Origin of the sequence: Paraburkholderia sp. GAS33, from assembly GCF_050436645.1 — a bacterium.
GTDB lineage: Bacteria > Pseudomonadota > Gammaproteobacteria > Burkholderiales > Burkholderiaceae > Paraburkholderia > Paraburkholderia phenazinium_B.
In genome coordinates this window covers 1-16977 of record NZ_JBNDMP010000018.1, presented here as the reverse complement: position 1 = coordinate 16977, position 16977 = coordinate 1, and the positions used below count along the sequence as shown (strand labels likewise).

At 60.2% G+C, this 16977-nt stretch carries 13 protein-coding genes and 1 rRNA gene; 11 read left to right on the top strand and 3 right to left on the bottom strand.

The annotated features are described in order from the left end of the window. Positions 1-33 precede the first annotated feature (33 nt). From P3T24_RS35085 to P3T24_RS35055, 7 genes are all read left to right on the top strand, one after another. The gene (locus P3T24_RS35085) at positions 34-981 is read left to right on the top strand and encodes a branched-chain amino acid ABC transporter permease (RefSeq protein WP_074266437.1); all 948 of its coding nucleotides are present in this window, start codon (positions 34-36) and stop codon (positions 979-981) included. 3 nt (positions 982-984) lie between these two features. Then, positions 985-2301, top strand: a complete 1317-nt coding sequence (locus P3T24_RS35080; protein ID WP_429441373.1) for a branched-chain amino acid ABC transporter permease — start codon at positions 985-987, stop codon at positions 2299-2301. Further along, a complete protein-coding gene (locus P3T24_RS35075) occupies positions 2298-3071 on the top strand; it encodes an ABC transporter ATP-binding protein (protein ID WP_074266435.1) in 774 nt (257 codons plus the stop codon). The genes P3T24_RS35080 and P3T24_RS35075 overlap by 4 nt, the downstream gene beginning before the upstream one ends. Then, on the top strand, positions 3071-3784 hold the full coding sequence (locus P3T24_RS35070) for an ABC transporter ATP-binding protein (RefSeq protein WP_429441372.1): 714 nt from the start codon (positions 3071-3073) through the stop codon (positions 3782-3784). The genes P3T24_RS35075 and P3T24_RS35070 overlap by 1 nt, the downstream gene beginning before the upstream one ends. A gap of 25 nt (positions 3785-3809) precedes the next feature. After that, the gene (locus tag P3T24_RS35065) at positions 3810-5849 is read left to right on the top strand and encodes an acetoacetate--CoA ligase (protein ID WP_429441371.1); all 2040 of its coding nucleotides are present in this window, start codon (positions 3810-3812) and stop codon (positions 5847-5849) included. Positions 5850-5949: 100 nt separating this feature from the next. Beyond that, on the top strand, positions 5950-7119 hold the full coding sequence (locus tag P3T24_RS35060; protein ID WP_429441370.1) for a fumarylacetoacetate hydrolase family protein: 1170 nt from the start codon (positions 5950-5952) through the stop codon (positions 7117-7119). 37 nt (positions 7120-7156) lie between these two features. Further along, on the top strand, positions 7157-8542 hold the full coding sequence (locus P3T24_RS35055; protein ID WP_429441368.1) for an FAD-binding oxidoreductase: 1386 nt from the start codon (positions 7157-7159) through the stop codon (positions 8540-8542). A 52-nt stretch (positions 8543-8594) separates the two neighbouring features. On the opposite strand, the gene P3T24_RS35050 is transcribed toward P3T24_RS35055, so the two are convergent. Both P3T24_RS35050 and P3T24_RS35045 read right to left on the bottom strand, forming a co-directional pair. After that, the gene (locus P3T24_RS35050) at positions 8595-10265 is read right to left on the bottom strand and encodes a glycoside hydrolase family 13 protein (RefSeq protein ID WP_429441366.1); all 1671 of its coding nucleotides are present in this window, start codon (positions 10263-10265) and stop codon (positions 8595-8597) included. A 200-nt stretch (positions 10266-10465) separates the two neighbouring features. Then, the gene (locus P3T24_RS35045; protein ID WP_429441364.1) at positions 10466-10732 is read right to left on the bottom strand and encodes a DUF4148 domain-containing protein; all 267 of its coding nucleotides are present in this window, start codon (positions 10730-10732) and stop codon (positions 10466-10468) included. A 257-nt stretch (positions 10733-10989) separates the two neighbouring features. Between P3T24_RS35045 and P3T24_RS35040 the strand changes: the two genes are divergently transcribed. From P3T24_RS35040 to P3T24_RS35030, 3 genes are read left to right on the top strand one after another with little or no spacing between them, the layout of a single operon-like run. After that, positions 10990-11667 (top strand): response regulator transcription factor, encoded by a 678-nt coding sequence (locus P3T24_RS35040; protein ID WP_429441363.1) that lies wholly within the window; start codon positions 10990-10992, stop codon positions 11665-11667. Positions 11668-11676: 9 nt separating this feature from the next. Then, the gene (locus P3T24_RS35035; RefSeq protein ID WP_429441361.1) at positions 11677-13038 is read left to right on the top strand and encodes an ATP-binding protein; all 1362 of its coding nucleotides are present in this window, start codon (positions 11677-11679) and stop codon (positions 13036-13038) included. 12 nt (positions 13039-13050) lie between these two features. Then, positions 13051-13800, top strand: a complete 750-nt coding sequence (locus P3T24_RS35030) for a response regulator transcription factor (protein WP_429441359.1) — start codon at positions 13051-13053, stop codon at positions 13798-13800. Between the two features lie 107 nt (positions 13801-13907). Here P3T24_RS35030 and rpoD read toward each other — a convergent pair whose 3' ends face one another. Then, on the bottom strand, positions 13908-15893 hold the full coding sequence (gene rpoD / locus P3T24_RS35025) for an RNA polymerase sigma factor RpoD (protein ID WP_074266426.1): 1986 nt from the start codon (positions 15891-15893) through the stop codon (positions 13908-13910). Positions 15894-16664: 771 nt separating this feature from the next. Between rpoD and P3T24_RS35020 the strand changes: the two genes are divergently transcribed. Then, positions 16665-16977: ribosomal RNA gene (locus P3T24_RS35020) — 16S ribosomal RNA — on the top strand; the annotation flags it as partial.

The following is a 16977-nucleotide window of genomic DNA, read 5'->3' as shown; positions in this document are numbered from 1 at the left end:
CGATACTGGCGCAAGAAGCAAGGAATATTGTCTGTGGAATTCTTCGTCATTTCCCTGTTGAACGGCATCAGCTACGGGCTGTTACTGTTCCTGTTGTCATCGGGGCTTACGCTGATTTTCAGCATGATGGGCGTGCTCAATTTCGCTCACGCCAGCTTTTACATGCTGGGCGCTTATTTTGCGTATGCCATCGCCAGCAAGATCGGCTTTTGGCCCGCGCTCGTGTTAGCGCCATTGCTGATCGTGGTTGTCGGGGCGCTCGTCGAACGTTTCGGCTTGCGCACCGTGCACAAGTACGGGCATGTGGCCGAACTGCTGTTTACGTTCGGTCTTGCCTATCTGATTGAAGAGGCCGTCAAGCTCGTCTGGGGACAGTCCGCGGTGCCTTATCGGATTCCGCAGGAACTGGATGGTCCGCTGTTTCAGGTGTTCTCGTCGGTGTTTCCGAAGTATCGTGCCTTCATGATGCTCGTGTCGGTGTTGATGCTGGTGACGATGTACCTCGTGCTTACTCGCACGCGCATCGGGCTCGTGATTCAGGCTGCGCTGACGCATCCGCAGATGGTCGAGGCGCTCGGCCACAATGTGCAGCGTGTGTTCATGCTGGTGTTCGCCGGCGGCGCAGCGCTTGCGGGCATCGCGGGCGTGATCGGCGGCAATGCGTTTGTCACTTCACCATCGATGGCTGCTTCAGTGGGCACCATCGTATTCGTCGTGGCGGTGGTGGGCGGCATGGGTTCGCTTGCAGGGGCGTTCATCGCTTCGCTATTGATAGGACTCTTGCAGACATTCGCCGTCACCATCGACTCCTCACTAGCCGACCTGTTCGGCTTCATTGGCTTGCATGTGACGAGTGCCACGCCGCTGTCCTCGGTGTGGAAGCTGACCGTCTCGCAGATGGCGCCAGTGCTGCCTTATCTTTTGATGGTGGTGATGATGATTGTGCGCCCACGTGGTCTCATGGGAACCCGGGAGGGCTAGGTCATGAAACCAACCATGAGGCAGAGCTACGAACGGGCCATGGCACAAGAGGGACGTGCGGCTTCTCCACCGCGTCATCTCGCGCGCTACCTGATCTGGGGGATAACGGCTCTTGTGATGGCGATCGCGCCGCTAATCTTCTCCAGCGGCTTCGCGATCACCCTGTTGTCGCAGATGGGCATCATGATCATCTTCGCGCTGTCGTACAACATGCTGCTCGGGCAGTCTGGCATGTTGTCCTTCGGTCATGCGGTCTATTCGGGCATGGGCGCGTTCATCGCCGTGCATGTGCTCAATCAGGTCGGTGCGGGGGCGTACTGGTTTCCGGTCTCGTTGTTGCCGCTGGTGGGAGGCCTCGGTGGGGCTTTGTTCGGCGTGCTATTCGGTTACGTGACGACGCGCAAAGCGGGCACGACATTCGCCATGATCACGCTCGGTATCGGCGAGATGGTGTTCGCCAGTTCGCTGATGTTTCCCGACTTCTTTGGTGGAGAAGGTGGCGTCTCGACTAACCGGGTCGTCGGCAATGCGGTGCTCGGCATTACGTACGGACCCGGGCGCCAGGTGTATTACCTGATCGCGGTGTGGTGCCTGCTGTCGATGATCGCAATGTATGCCTGGACGCAGACTCCTTTGGGTCGCATCGCCAACGCCGTGCGTGACAACGCGGAACGGGCCGAGTTTGTCGGCTACAACACGCAGCGCGTACGCTATCTGGTGGTAATTCTCTCGGCGTTCTTTGCGGGCATTTCCGGCGGGTTGTCGGTTATCAACTTCGAGATCGTCTCGGCGGAGAACGTGGGTGCCGTGCACTCGGGCAGTGTGTTGCTGGCCACGTTTATCGGCGGTGGTGGCTTTTTCTTCGGGCCCGTCATCGGTGCTGTGGTCTTTGTGCTGTTTGCAGTCGCCCTGTCCAGCCTGACACAGGCGTGGCTGCTGTATCTGGGGCTGTTCTTCGTGCTCATGGTGATGTTCGTGCCCGGCGGCGTCTCCAGTCTGCTGATGAAGCAGGTGCCGTTGCTAGCTAAGCGCAAGTTTGGCCGCATGTTGCCGACGTACTCAGTCGCGTTGGGGGCGGGCCTGATCCTGTTGGCCGCGTTGATCCTGACGGTGGAGTTGACCTACAAGCTGCAGATCGATAGTGACAACGGCACGGGCATGACACTCGCCGGCTTTAGCTTCGATGCGTCGTCGTTCAAGCCTTGGGCGGTTGCCGTGGTGCTATGGCTAGCGGGTGCGCTGGGTTGGCGCGCAGCGGTGGCGCGTGTGCATCAGGCCTGGGACGCAGTGCAGGCGGAAATGGCAGGAGGCGCACGATGACGGCCGCACTTGAGCTAACAGACGTCCGCAAGAACTTCGGACAGACGGAGATCATCCGCGGCGTTAACCTGAGCGTTCCGAAGGGCGAACGCCATGCGCTGATCGGCCCCAATGGTGCGGGCAAGTCGACCACCTTCAATCTGATTTCGGGGCGCAGTGTGCCGAGTTCAGGCTCGGTCAAGCTCAACGGTACCGAGATCGGCGGACTCAAGCCGTTTGTGATCAACCGTATGGGCCTTTCGCGCAGCTTCCAGATCACCAACATTTTTCATCGGCTTTCGGTGTTCGAGAACTTGCGCTGCGCGGTGCTCTGGTCGCTTGGCTACAAATACTCGTTCTGGCATCGGCTGTCCCAGTTGCACGACGCGCGTCAGCGTGCCGACGAGGTGCTCGAACTGATCGGGCTGCAACGTCGCCGCGATACGCAGGCGAGCCTGCTGACCTACGCGGAACAGCGCGCGCTGGAGATCGGCATCACTATCGCCGGCGGCGCCGAGGTGATCCTGCTCGACGAACCGACAGCGGGCATGAGCCGCTCGGAATCGGATCAGGCGGTGGAGTTGATTCGCAATGTAACGGTAGGCAAGACGCTCGTGATGGTCGAGCACGATATGGGCGTGGTGTTCGGTCTCGCGGACCGTATCTCGGTGCTGGTTTATGGCGAGGTCATCGCAACGGATACGCCTGAGGCGATTCGCAACAACAGCAAGGTCAAGGAGGCCTATCTCGGCGCCTCCCTCGACGAAAGCTCCACGGAAGGAGCGCACTAATGACCCAGCGCATGCTCGACGTGCAAGGTCTGCACGCCTACTACGGCAAGAGCCATATTCTGCAAGGCGTCGATGTGCATGTCGACGAGGGCGAGATCGTCACCTTGCTAGGGCGCAACGGGGTAGGGCGTTCCACCATGGCTAAGACGATCCTCGGGATGGTCAAGGCTGCGGGGTCGGTGCGATTTCGCGACGAAGAAATTCTAGGGCGCCGCACGTTTGAGATCGCCCAGTTAGGCATTGGATACGTTCCCGAGAACCGCGATATCTTCCCCACGCTAACGGTGCGCCAGAATCTGCTGTTAGGCGAAAAGCGTAACCGTCGACAACACAAACCACGCTGGACGCTAGCGGAGATGTACGGAATGTTCCCGCGCCTCAAGGAGCGCGAGAGTACCGCAGCGGGCGTGCTTTCGGGCGGCGAGCAGCAGATGTTGACGCTGTGCCGAACGCTGATGGGCGACCCGGATCTGATTCTCATCGACGAGCCCACAGAAGGACTCGCGCCCAAGCTGGTGGCGCTGGTGGGTGAGTATCTGCAGGCGCTCAAGGAGCGCGGCGTGTCGGTGCTGCTGATCGAACAGAAGCTCGCCATTGCGCTCGACATCTCGCAGCGCGTCTATGTCATGGGCCACGGAAACATCGTGTTCGAAGGCACGCCTGCCGAGCTAAAGGCCAACGCGCAGGTACGCAAGGAGTGGCTGGAGGTTTAGTGTTCCTCTATTGCCGATCGAAAATATGAACCAAGCAGATTCTGTCGCTAGAGACCCGGCTGTTGGTCCCACCTGCGTTCCGCAAATTCGCCTCTACCAGGAGTGGTTGCAGCAAACCCGCGGCCTCTCCTTCGATTCGTACGATGCGCTGTGGCGCTGGTCGGTCTCCGACCTCGACGCGTTCTGGGCAAGCGTTTGGGAGTTTGGCGGCATGCTCTCGCCGACACCCTACAGCGCGGTGCTGGCCGAGGAACGCATGCCGGGGGCACGGTGGTTTCCTGGTGCACAGGTGAACTACGCGCATCAGGTGTTTAGGCATGCGGACGCCGCACATGCCGCAGGTATGCCAGCTATCGTCAGCGAGGACGAGCAGGGCCGGACAAGAGAGCTAGGCTGGCCCGAACTGAAACGACAGGCTGCCTCGCTTGCACTGACCTTGCGTGAACGTGGAGTGCAGCGCGGCGATCGCGTTGTGGCTTATTTACCCAATGTGCCAGAGACGATTGTGGCGTTTCTCGCCTGCAGCAGTATCGGGGCGGTGTGGAGCGTGTGTGCACCTGACATGGGGCTTAACGCTGTAATCGACCGGTTTCGTCAGATCGAGCCGCGCGTTCTGATCGCGGCCGATGGTGTCCACTATGCCGGCCGTCCAATGGACCGCAGCCAGGTGGTGGCCTCGTTGCGTGCCGCGCTGCCGGATGTGCATACGTTGATCGTGCTGGAAACGCCGCATGCGGCATCACGCGTGGACGATGCGCTCAGCTTTGCCGACGCGGTCGCGCGCGACGATGCGGCTACGGCCGCGTTTGTTCCCGAGTGGCTGCCGTTCGATCATCCGCTATGGGTGGTGTATTCGAGCGGCACCACGGGCCTGCCTAAAGCGATTGTGCAAAGCCAGGGCGGCGTCGCGGTGACCGCAATGGCCGTCGCGCTGCTTAACGACCTCGGCGCGAGCTATAGCAGCAACAATCTTGGCGAACGATTCCACTGGTACACGTCGACCGGCTGGATCATGTGGAACGTGCAGCTTTCAGGTTTGTTGGCCGGCACGACGATCTGCCTTTACGACGGTAGTCCGAATGGCAGCAAGGAATATCCGGACTGGGGCGTGCTGTGGCGCTTCGCCGCCCGCCATCGCATTACCGTGTTGGGAGCAGGCGCGGCTTTTCACGGCAACTGCAAGAAGGCGGGGCTTTCTCTGGCCGACTGCGGCGATCTTTCGCGGATGCGTGCGATCGGCAGCACTGGCTCGCCGCTGCCGGAAGATGTCCAGCGCTGGGGTACTGAGCAATTTGCTGCAATCGGTACGCCGGACATCTGGTGGATCAATATCTCGGGTGGCACCGATCTGTGCTGCAACTTCGCCACCGGTAACCGGGAACTGCCGCAGGTGCCGGGGCAAATGCAGTGCCGTCAACTGGGCGCTGCAGTCGAGGTCTGGAGCGAAGTGGGGCAGCCGGTGATTGGCGAGGTCGGCGAACTGGTATGCACCCGGCCCATCCCAGGCATGCCGCTGTATTTCTGGGGGGATGAAGGCAACGCCCGCTATCTTTCGAGCTATTTCGACGTTTATCCCGGCGTGTGGCGTCACGGGGACTGGCTCAAGATCGAAGCGGACGGAGGATGCATCATTTACGGCCGTAGCGACGCCACGATCAACCGTAGCGGCTTGCGCATGGGCACAAGCGAGATCTACGCCGCGGTCGAGGCCTTGCCTGAAGTGCTCGATTCAATGGTGATCGATCTCGAGTTTCTCGGCCGCGAGAGCTATATGGCGCTGTTTGTGGTGCTGCGCGACGGCATCGTGCTGGACGCTGCGCTCGAATCGCGTTTGGCGGCAGCAATCAGGACATCGCTATCGCCGCGTTTCGTGCCGGATCAGATTCTGCAGGCACCGGAAATTCCGCGCACCCTGTCCGGCAAGAAGCAGGAAGTACCGATCAAGAAACTGTTTCTCGGCCACGCACTCGAGAAGGTGGTCAATCGCGAAGCCATGGCCAATCCGCAGTGTCTGGACTGGTATGTGCGGCAAGCCGCCCTGCACGCGGCGCATCGTCAGGCGTAGTGCGGCGCGTTCCCAGAACGTGCCGCGTGCATCAAGAGGTGGACACTCTGCGTCGTCATGGATAGGATCGGTTTTTGGTCAATGCTCCGGACATGACGATATGCGAATCGAACCCGCTTCCTTGCTTCCCAACGATCTCGACCAGGCGCTGCTCGTAGGCCGCGTATGGCGCCCCGCGCCGGTTAATGGACCGTCTGTCGTGGTAGTTCGCGGCGGGCAGGTCTTCGATATCACTTCCACGGTGCCCACGACGGCCGATCTGTTCGATCGGGCCGACGCCGTGCAAATCGCCCGCACTGCGCCCGGTGAGGCGCTGGGATCAGTCCATGCGTTGCTAGAAGCAAGTTTGGCGTCGGCGGGTCAAGCTGGCATACGACTGCTTGCGCCTTGCGATGTGCAGGCGATCAAGGCGTGCGGCGTAACCTTCGCCGTGAGCCTGCTGGAACGGGTGATCGAGGAGCAGGCGGGCGGCGACGCCGGCAAGGCTGACGAAGTGCGCCGGACCATCACGGAACTGATCGGCACCGACCTCGCGAAGATCAAACCCGGCTCGGACGCGGCGATGAAACTGAAAGCTGAACTCGAGCGACGTGGTGCATGGTCCCAATACATGGAGGTCGGTATCGGGCCGGACGCCGAGGTGTTTTCTAAGTCCCAGCCGATGTCGGCCGTGGGGCTCGGTGCGGACGTTGGTCTGTACCCCACGTCCGTGTGGAACAATCCGGAACCGGAGATCGTGCTGGCCGTAAATAGCTCGGCTCAGATTGTTGGCGCAACGCTCGGTAACGATGTGAATCTGCGCGATATCGAAGGCCGTTCGGCTTTGCTGCTCGGCAAGGCAAAAGACAATAACGGCTCGTGTGCGATTGGGCCGTTCGTGCGTCTGTTCGACGAGCGCTTCACACTGGATACAGTACGCGCAGCGAGTTTGTCGCTGCGCATCGAAGGCACAGATGATTTTGTGCTGGAAGGTGTGAGTCATATGAAGGAGATTAGTCGCGATCCGGCTGATCTCGTCGCACAGACCAGTGGAAAGCATCATCAGTACCCCGATGGTTTTATGTTGTTCCTCGGCACGATGTTCTCGCCGATCAAGGATCGCGATGCGCCCGGTGCGGGTTTCACTCACCATCTCGGCGATGTGGTGACGATTGCGACGCCTTCGCTAGGTGCTTTGGTGAACACAGTGCAGCTTTCGACCGAGATTCCTCCGTGGACATTTGGTGTCAGAGCGCTCTATCAGAGTCTTGCAAAACGCGGACTGCTGTAGATCCTTCCTGAAGCGCATTCCTTTAAAAGAGACAGTCATGCAAGGCGATGTTGTGAAGGCGTTGCTTGAGGCGCTAGGTGCAGACGTGGTGACGTTGCCGGAGCAGTTCGGTTCACGTCAGGTGGTGGATTGGAGCGGGTTGCCGGGCAAGACGCCGCGCGCTCTCATCCGGCCGCGCAATACGGACGAAGTCGCAACGGCGATGAGGATCTGCAACGAATATCGCCAGCCTGTCGTTACGCAAGGCGGACTGACTGGGCTCGTTGGTGGTGCGAATGTGCTCGATGCCGAACTGGCGCTGAGTCTTGACCGGATGAACCACATCGTCGAAATCGATCGTATTTCAGGCACGATGACGGTCGAAGCCGGAACGCCGTTGCAGGTCGTGCAGGAGGCCGCACTCGACGCGGATCTTTACTTCCCACTCGATCTGGGCGCGCGCGGTAGTTGCACGATTGGCGGCAATCTCGCAACGAATGCAGGCGGTAACCGCGTCATTAAATACGGAATGATGCGAGACCAGGTGCTTGGCGTCGAAGCGGTGCTGGCGAGCGGCGAAGTGGTAGGCGCGCTGCACAAGATGATCAAGAACAATAGCGGCTACGACCTGCGGAATCTGCTGATCGGCAGCGAGGGCACCCTCGGTGTCATCACGAGTGCGGTGCTGCGTTTGAGGCCGCGGCCTCGAGCGGTTGCGACTGCATGGTGCGCGCTGCCGTCATACAGTGCGGTGACGAAGTTGCTCGAAGAAGCCCAGGCCGGACTCGCGGCTGGCGTTTCCGCCTTCGAGGTGATGTGGGCCGGTTACTACGACGCGGTGCTTGCGAATCTGCCTGAACTTCGTGCGCCTGTGGCGGAGCGCTATCCGTTTTACGTGTTGCTCGAAAGCGTAGGCGGTGATCCGGTGCGGCATGCGCAAGCGTTTGAGGAATTTCTCGGCCGTATGTTGGAGGCGGAGATAGTCAGTGATGCGGCGTTAGCTGTCTCGGAGTCGGATGCGCTTGCGTTCTGGGCGATCCGCGATGCGCCGGGCGAGTATCCGAAGTTCATTCCAGATCATGCCGCGTTCGACGTGAGCTTCTCAATCAGCAACGTTGGCGATGTCGCCCAGCGATGCGACGTCCGTTTGCGTGAGCGCTGGCCGCAGGCCGTGGTGATGATTTACGGTCACCTTGGCGACGGCAACATCCATATCGTTGTGGATGTGCCGGGAGCAGGCAAGACTTTGCATGGCGAGATCGACGACGTGATTTACGATGTCACGCGCGAATTCCACGGATCGGTTTCCGCCGAGCACGGCATTGGCACCAAGAAGAAAGCGTATCTTGAGTTCACGCGCAGCGATGCGGATGTTGCCGCGATGCGTGCCGTGAAAGCCGCGCTCGATCCGAATGGGATCTTGAATCCGGGGAAGATATTTTAGGGCGGCCACCTCTCCGATGGAGTAGGTGGCCTCTTGGTCTTTAACGTTAGTCTCAGCGCAAAGCCAGCCACGCCGCCGCGTTACCAGGCAAGCGTCCCGATGCGTCTCGCTGTTCGCTCGATAGCAGCAGCCTACCGGGCGGCAGTGTGACGGGGCGCATTCCCAGATTGATCACCGCGCATAGCGTGCCGTTGTCAAAGCTCAGCACATCTGACGAATCGCCGGACTGCCAGCGCAACTGGCCATTGCCGAGCTTGTAGTCATGCCGCAATTGAAGAAGTTGTCGATACAGTTCCAGCGTCGAACCGTACACGCCTTCCTGGCGATCCACCGCATAGCGCGCGAAATTTTCCGGCTGCGGCAACCAGCTTTTCTCGCTCGGACCGAAGCCGAAGGACGGTGCGTCCGCTAGCCAGGGCAGCGGCACCCGGCAGCCGTCGCGTCCGATTTCTTCGCCATTGGTGCGGAAAAAGGCGGGGTCTTGCCGATAATGCGCTTCGAGCGTGGTGTGCTCGGGCAAACCCAGTTCCTCGCCCTGATAGATGTATGCCGATCCCGGCAGCGCAAGCGTGAGGAAGGCGGCGGCACGCGCGCGGCGCAATCCCAACGCTTCGTCTGGCTGCTCGCCGTCCGCAGCGATGCCTTTAGGTCGAGCCCCCGGTTTGCTCAAGCCATAGCGCGACGTATGACGCACGGAGTCGTGGTTGGACATCACCCAGGTCGTGGGCGCGCCGACTGCTGCCGAGGCAGCCAGCGAACTGTCGACGACAGCCTTGATTTCAGCCGCATCCCAGTGCGTCAGCAGGTAGTCGAAATTGAAGGCCTGCTGCATTTCATCGGGGCGAATGTAGCGGGTAAGCCGGGCCTGCGGCGCGATCCATGCCTCCGCCACCATCATGCGCTCGCCGGGGTAACTGTCCAGCAGCCGGCGCCAGCTCCGGTAAATCTCGTGCACGTCCTCCTGATCCCACATGGGGCCCGGATTGTCGTCTCCGCCCTCGGTGCCTTCCACCATTGCGGCCTGACCGGCCCAGTCGGGCAGCCCGGGCGCCTTGACGAGGCCGTGGGCGACGTCGACGCGGAAGCCATCCACGCCGCGGTCTAGCCAGAACTTCAGTACATCTTCGAACTCCGAACGAACGTCGGGGTGGTCCCAGTTCAGATCTGGCTGCCTGCGGTCGAACAGGTGCAGATACCACTGCGAGTCGCCCGGTGCACGCGACCACGCGTTACCGCCAAACACGCTTTGCCAGTTATTCGGCGGCAAATTGCCGTGCTCGCCTTTGCCGTCGCGAAACAGGTAACGCGCCCGCTGGGCGCTGCCGGGCGGCGATTGCAGCGCGGCCTGAAACCATGCGTGTTCGTCGGACGTGTGATTGGGCACCAGATCGACGATCACCCTCATGCCCAGCGCGTGCGCCTGCTCAAGCATGCGGTCAAAGTCGTCCAGTGTGCCGAATAACGGATCGACGACGCGATAGTCGGCGACGTCGTAGCCGGCATCCGCTTGCGGCGAGAGATAAAACGGCGACAGCCAGATAGCGTCGATACCAAGACGCCCCAGGTAGGGCAGTTTTGCCGTGATACCCGGCAGATCGCCGATACCGTCGCCGTCCGAGTCTGCGAAAGAACGGGGATAAATCTGATATATCACCGCGCTGCGCCACCATTCCAGATTGGTGCAGGCTGCGGGGGTGGTGAAGTCTTTCGTGCGCATATTCATGTTGCGCCCCTCTTGTGAGTCTGCCCGGACAGAGCCTCTGGTAAAGCCCCGGATTGGCAGGATGACAAGGTGCCAGGTGCACGACGGCATCACGACGTCGCAACCGCTAACGGTGAACCCCCGACGTAGAGCCGGCATGCACAGCATGCCGGCGCGCAACCGTGATTATGCGGCCTCGAAGGCAGATAGCGCGCGAGCGCTTACCTGACGAAGTTCGCATAGGCGGGGTCCACGCGTGCTTCCTTGACACGCTGCGCCGCGACTTCTGCCCGATCCTCGGGAGGTGACGGATAGGACGTCTTCTCGTCGGCGGCGGTCGTGCCGTTCAAGAATGCTTGGTACAACTGCGCCTTCACTTGTTCCCGTGTCAAACCCTGCGAAGGGACTTGAGCGGGAGAGGCATGGGCAGCAGCGGCAAACAGGGAAAGCGTACCGGTAAGCAACAGCGTGGCGAGTGTGCGTTTCATGAGTGGCAACCTTGGGAGGGGAGTGAATGGTTCCGCACCGCGAGACAGGCGCTTGTTGCCCTCTGCACGCGGTGCATTCACATCTTCGCAACGTGGTCGCGGGCGCTCGCTTGGCAAAGATTAAGGTTTGTTTAACGAGTGATGGGGTCGCATTGAATGCGTACCTAAAGGATCTTTCATGTTGCACTGCAGCGCATTTGAGATACTGCAGGTTCGCTTTCCTGGCGCCGGCTTCCATAACGCCGGCCATGCAGACCATGGCAAAAATCTTGACGATTGAAGACGATCGCATTGTCGGGCGCGACATCGTGGATACGTTGTGCGACGCCGGTTTCGAGGTGGAGTGGGTTTTGAGCGGACAGGACGGCATCGCGCGTGCGGTGCACGACGAGTTCGATGTCATTACGCTCGACCGCGTGCTGCCCGGCATCGATGGGCTGACGATTCTCAAGACAATCCGCGGCGTGGGCATCGAAACGCCGGTCTTGATGATCAGCGCGTTGTCCGATGTCGACGAGCGGGTGCGCGGACTGCTCGCAGGCGGTGACGATTACATTCCCAAGCCGTTTTCCGCGGAGGAGATGAAGGCGCGTATCGAAGTGCTGCTACGCAGGCGCGGACGTCGGCAGCAAGCTGCGTCCACGGTGCTGCGCGTCGGCGATCTCGAGATCGATCTGATTGCCCGCACGGCGACACGTGGCGAGCATGTGGTCGCGCTACCGCCGGTGGAATTCAAACTGCTTGAATACTTCGCGCGCAACTCCGGGCAGATCCTGACCCGCACGATGATCTTTCAGTCTGTATGGGACATGCATTTCGATCCGGGCACCAATCTGATTGAGGTGTACGTTGGGTTGCTGCGGCGGAAGATAGATCTCGCAGGCATGCGTCCGTTGTTGAAGACCGTGCGTGGATCGGGTTACATGCTGGGCTAGGCCATGACAATGAGCTTGTGGCGTAGCACGATATTCCGTTTGCTGATGATCTACGCGCTGGTGTTTGCCGGCTCCGTGTTGGGACTCGTATGGGTTAACTACTGTAGCTCTGCGAACTACACGGCGACCCAGGCCGATTACAACATCAACTGGCAATTCCAGTACTTCGCGGCATTGCCTCGCAATCTCATGCTCGAGCAGATCGATGCGCGTATCAGGACGACGATCCACCGGCCGGTTAACTACTACGGTGTGTTCGCGCCGGATGGCCAGTATCTCAAGGGTGATATCGCCGTGCGGCCGACCGTTGTCGAGCCCAACGGAGATGGCGTCTGGTTCAGGCCGCAGCTGACATCGCTAAAAATCGAGCGGCCACAATATATGCGGACCAAGGCCACGAGGCTTGCCGATGGCGATGTGCTGGTGATTGCCCGTGACGTGGACGAAATGACACGTTTGCGCGATTACATGCTGGGCGGCATCGCATGGAGCGGCGCGATTGCGTTGCTGGGTGGCCTCGGTTTCGGCGTCCTGTGTTCGGCTGTGCAACTGCGGCGTATCAAGGAGATGCGCCGTCTCGCGAATCTGATCGCGCAAGGCAACCTGAATACGCGCTTGCCGGAGCGTGGCGGCGATGAACTCGCATGGTTGTCGCAGATCGTCAATCATATGCTCGACGAAATATCGCGTTTGATGAACGAGGTCAAAAGCGCATGCGATGGGATTGCTCACGATTTGCGTACACCGCTCATTCATATCCGGTCGCTGCTTGCACGTATCGAGCCTACAGCGCTCAGGGATGCCGATGCGCAGCGTGTGCAGCTAGCCGCGCAAGAGACGGACGAAGTGCTCAAGCGCTTCGCCGCGATACTTCGTATTTCGGAGATCGAAGCATTGCATCGTCGCGCAGAGTTCAGCGATACGGATATGCGTGCCTTGTGCCAGCAGATAGGCGAGCTTTATGCGCCTGTTGCCGCTGCGAGAAGCGTCGAATTGAAACTCGATTTGCAACCCGTGCTTCATGTGCGCGCCGATTATCCGTTGATGTACGAAGCGTTGGTCAACATTGTCGATAACGCGATCAAGTTTGCGCCAGAAGATGGGACAGTGGTGATCGCGGTGTCGCAATGCGCGGAAGGGCCGCGTATCACGGTGCGCGATGACGGCCCCGGGATTCGGCGCGAAGAAAAGCTCGCGGTGCTGCAGCGGTTCTATCGCAGCGAGCGCACGCGCGACACGCCGGGCTCCGGGCTGGGTCTTTCGGTTGTGCAGGCGGTCGCTCGTCTGCATGATTTCAGACTGGCGCTCGAGGATGCCAATCCGGGCACGTGTGTCGCGCTCGATTGCTGGCCCGAGCGGCGCGGCTTATGAGCGGGGGATGTCATGCGCATCTTGTGTGTGGGAAGCGGGACACGTGCCGAGTATCTGGCCGCCGCGCTGATCGAAGCGAATCACAGTGTTTCGAGCGTGGAACGCGTTGTCGATGCGGCTTATCTGGTGGCAGTCGAGCATATTGATGCGGCGATCGTGCTCTGCGCGGGAGCCGCTGCGGACGCAGCACGCGCGATGGTGGCGCGGCCGGTCCATACCGTGCTGGTGATCATCGATGCGCCAGGCAATCAGGATGCGCGGATTGAGGCGCTGTATGCGGGCGCAGACGCGTGTTTTACTGGGGACTATGAGTACGCTGAACTGGAGGCGCGATTGCATGCGCTTTGGCGTGATGGTGCACAAGTGGATGCGGACATGCTTGTACCGGTCGCATCATCGTCGTCTTTGGCTGGCGGTCCGGTGCTTTCTCGCACCAAGCGCAGCCTGATCGGCGCGGATGGCACTGAATTGCCTTTGACGAGGCGCGAGTACCTGTTGATGGAATGCCTGCTGCGCAATGCCGGCAGCGTCGTGCAGCGCGATGAACTGATCGGTTACGTGTTTGGCGATGCGGAGGCAGATGGCGTTTCACTGCAGCGCCTCGTGTCGGCGTTACGGCGCAGGATAGTGGAGTCCGCATGGGGCTTGCGCCTCGTTACGATGCCGCGGGTAGGGTATCGCCTAGTCCTCAATATGCAAGATGCTTCCGAGCCGTACTCGGGCGATTCACGGAAGCGCACTGCCGTGGAGAATTCTCCATGACAGATCGAGGAGCGGATTTGCGCACCCGTCTCTTTGATCGATCTGCCGAATGCATAGAAAAAGGGCTCTGGTTTCAACAACCAGAGCCCTTTTTTAAACGTACCGATTTACCGGTCGAGGAACGATTTCAGTCGATCCGCGCGGCTAGGATGCATCAGCTTGCGCATCGCCTTGCTTTCGATCTGGCGGATCCGTTCGCGCGTGACGTCGAACTGCTTGCCGACCTCTTCCAGCGTATGGTCCGACTTCGTGTCGATACCGTAACGCATGCGCAGCACCTTCGCCTCACGCGGCGACAGCGAATCAAGCGCGTCGTCGATCGCGATCCGCAAGTCGGCCTGCACCGCTGCTTCCGCCGGCGACGTGGCCGAGGAATCTTCGATCATGTCGCCCAGCGTTGCATCGCCGTCTTCGCCCATCGGGGTTTCCATCGAAACCGGCTGACGGGCAATCTTCAGGATACTGCGGACCTTTTCTTCCGACAGATCCATCCGCGCAGCCAGTACGGAAGGATGCGCTTCCTGGCCGGTCTGTTGCAGAATCTCACGCGAGATGCGGTTCAGCTTGTTGATCGTCTCGATCATGTGCACCGGCACGCGAATCGTGCGCGCCTGATCGGCCAGCGAACGCGTCACAGCCTGACGCACCCACCACGTGGCGTACGTGGAGAATTTCCAGCCGCGGCGGTATTCGAACTTGTCCACGGCCTTCATCAGCCCGATGTTGCCTTCCTGGATCAGATCCAGGAACTGCATCCCGCGGTTGACGTACTTCTTCGCGATCGAGATCACGAGACGCAGATTCGCCTCGATCATCTCGCCTTTCGCCTTGCGCATCTTCGATTCGGCAGCAACCATCTTCCGGTTGATGTCCTTCAGTTGCTTCAGCGGCAGGGCGACGGCGGCTTCGATGGCGATCAGCTTCTGCTGTTCGGCCTGAATGGCCGGCAGATTACGCTCGAGTGCGGCACCGAATTCCTTCGACTTGGCGGCCATGCGCATCGTCCAGCCCAGATCGGTTTCGTGACCGGGGAACGAGTCGATGAACAGCTCGCGCGGCATCCCGCTCTTTTCGAGCACAATTTGCTGCACGCGCCGCTCGATAGCGCGGACCTGCGTGACCTGATGGTGCACGTCACCACAGAGGCGGTCGATCGTGCGCGCCGTGAAGCGCAGCGCCGCGAGTTCCTGCTGGATGTCCTGGCGCGCGCGCAGATGCGCTTCCGAGGAACTACCCTCTTTCTCGTGGAGCGTGCCCACTTCGTCGAAACGGGTACGCACGCGGTCGAAGATCTCGAGGCAGTCGGCCGTCAGCTTCTTCAGACGTGCTTCGTCCACCGCGCTCGAGTCTGCGGCGATGTCGTCGTCGCCGTCGGCTTCGTCGCTGTCTGCTGAGTCGGTGTCGAGATCCGCTGCGGCTTCGACGCTGTCATCCGCCACTTCTTCGGCGTTGATGTTTTCGTTCAGACCATCGACGAGCTCGTCGATGCGCAACTCACCGGCCGCGACCTGATCCGCGCTGGCCAGAATGGCCGACACGGCCGACGGGCAGGCGGCGATCGCCTGCACCATCTCATGCAGGCCATCTTCGATACGCTTGGCAATGGCGATTTCGCCGGCGCGGGTCAGCAGTTCCGTTGCACCCATTTCGCGCATATACATCCGCACGGGGTCGGTGGTGCGGCCAAACTCGGAGTCCACCGTCGACAGCGCGACTTCGGCTTCTTCGTCGGCCTGGTCGTCAGTGACCACCGGCGAGTTGGCGTTCAGCAGCAGCGCTTCAGCGTCGGGCGCCGTCTCGTAGACGGCCACGCCCATGTCGTTGAAGGTGGCGACGATGGTTTCCATCGCCGCGGTTTGCGCGAAGTTGTCGGGCAGATGGTCGTTGATCTGCGCGTGCGTCAGGTAGCCGCGCTCCTTGCCCAGCTGGATCAGGGCGCGCATCTGGCGTTGCTGTTCTTCGACTTGCTGCGACGTTTCGGCAGCAACCGGGATCGCTTTACCCGCGCCCTTGCCTTTGGCGGTTCGCCCGGCAGGGGCCTTGATTGAGTATCCGGCGTTGTCTCCGGAATCATCCCGATCGAAAGGGTTCAATGTCTTCTCCTCGAAGGCTTCGCTATGAGGCGCAAGACGCGTCGCTCAGGCGTTTCGGCTAGGCCGCAACATCACCTGAGTGATACATGCGGCTGGTTTGTCTATGCTCGCAAAGAGCGAAAAGATTGGCCCGCTCGAAGCGGGCCCATAGAGACGCGCGAAATTCGCGCGGCCAACGATTATATACGAACTAGAGGGCGAACTCCTCTCTTTCGTGAGATATATGTTGAAAATGGTCAAGTGGTGTGTGCCCTGGGGGCAGATCACCATGATGACGAATCCCCGCGCGTGACGACGTTCCTTGCGTTGCCCTCCATATGTAGGGGCGACCTCGCGGCAAACAAGATGTTGTTGCGAGATACGTGGGGAACGAGCTGCGCGCTTGCGACGTGGGGCGCAATACATGCGCGATCGTCGTCTTCATCAACGCAGCGGAGGTCATGAACGTTGACTTCGATGTGCTCGCAAACTTTTTTCGTGGATGGGGTTGACGGCCCCGGAACCGCATCGCATAATTCGCCTCCCGTTTGATGACGGACGCGAAGAAAGCAGAGCTTCTGAGCGAGAGTTCTTTAAAAATTAACAGCCGATAAGTGTGGGCGCTTGATGGCGACGCGGCGGTGGACCTTTCGGGGTTTGCCGCGAAAGCGAAAGTATCAAGTCTCACACAGTAATGAAAGGAAGGTTTTTTCATCGCAAGATGATTGAACAATTCGTCAGTACGTTGAGTGAGCGACCTATTCGGAAGAATAGAAAACAGTAACAGGAATTGAACTGAAGAGTTTGATCCTGGCTCAGATTGAACGCTGGCGGCATGCCTTACACATGCAAGTCGAACGGCAGCACGGGGGCAACCCTGGTGGCGAGTGGCGAACGGGTGAGTAATACATCGGAACGTGTCCTGTAGTGGGGGATAGCCCGGCGAAAGCCGGATTAATACCGCATACGCTCTACGGAGGAAAGGGGGGGATCTTAGGACCTCTCGCTACAGGGGCGGCCGATGGCAGATTAGCTAGTTGGTGGGGTAAAGGCCTACCAAGGCGACGATCTGTAGCTGGTCTGAGAGGACGACCAGCCACACTGG